This window comes from Actinomyces urogenitalis DSM 15434 (assembly GCF_000159035.1).
In the GTDB taxonomy this organism is placed as follows: domain Bacteria; phylum Actinomycetota; class Actinomycetes; order Actinomycetales; family Actinomycetaceae; genus Actinomyces; species Actinomyces urogenitalis.
Window position 1 is genome coordinate 1 of the sequence record NZ_DS999597.1, and the last position, 1,065, is coordinate 1,065.

Consider the following 1,065-nt stretch of genomic DNA (forward strand, 5'->3'; position numbering starts at 1 on the left):
CGCCGCGGGCTCTGGCCAACCGGGGGCTGGCAGGGATCGACGGCACGCTCGCGACGGCGACCGGTGTGTGGCACGCCTGGCGTGAGCCGGTGCGGGCGCTGGTGGGGGACCTGACCTTCCTGCACGACGCGATGAGCCTGGGCCGCGGGGCGGGCGAGGAGGAGCCAGACCTTCAGGTGGTGGTCCTCGACTCACGCGGAGGGGCGATCTTCTCCACCCTGGAGTACCCGGCGGTCACGCCTGCGGACCAGATGGAGCGTTTCTTCACCACGCCGCAGGCGGCGCGGATCCCGGCGCTGGCCGCGGCCCTGGGGGCTCGGGTGCATGAGGTCTCCACGTTGGAGGAGCTGCGCGGGCTCCTGGATCAGGGCGTGCGAGGCCTCAGCGTGGTCTACCTCCGCAGCGCCTAGTTCACAGAAAACTTCCAGAAGAGCATCGGACACATTCCAGAACGAGGGTGTTGGCTGAAGCCGTTTGTTGAAGGGTGTGCGTCCAAGGAGGATTCATGAGCACGAACGACCTCACCGGTGCTGGCCAGTCTCAGCCTGGAGGCTCTGACTCTGGGACCACCCAGCCGCAGGCACCGGCCGCGGCCTCGCAGCCGACCCAGGACCTGGGCACGGCGCCGACCTCGCAGCCTCCCGTCGCGGGCTCCGCTCCCGCAGCGGCCACAGGCTCCCAGGCCGGGGCCCCGACCCGGCCGATGAGCCCCTACACCTCGGTTCCTGCGACGCCGGCCGGCTACTCCTTCACCCGACCGACCTCGGCCGCCGGCTCATGGAACGGAGGCTATGGCGCCGGCACGCCCAACGCCTCCGGCACGACGCCGCAGTACACCTACCCCAGCGTCTCCACGCCCGAGCCTGCGCCGGCTGAGACCACGGGGGTCCCGCAGGCCGCGGCCTCCACGCCGTCTCCCTTCCTTGCCGCCTCAGCCACCTCGGCTCCTGCGGCCGGGGGCTACCAGGCGGCCTCGGCCGGCGGCTACGCGGCCACCGCCACGGCTGCCGACAGCGTCTACGCCACCGCCCCCTACGGCGGGGGAGCCGGAGGGGACGGCGGCGA

At 72.5% G+C, this 1,065-nt stretch carries 1 protein-coding gene and 1 pseudogene; both read left to right on the forward strand.

The annotated features are described in order from the left end of the window. On the forward strand, nucleotides 1-410 hold a 410-nt coding region (locus tag HMPREF0058_RS11415), incomplete at its 5' end, for a thiamine pyrophosphate-dependent enzyme (RefSeq protein ID WP_006549952.1). Nucleotides 411-505: 95 nt separating this feature from the next. After that, nucleotides 506-1,065, forward strand: a pseudogene (locus HMPREF0058_RS11420) (hypothetical protein); the annotation flags it as partial.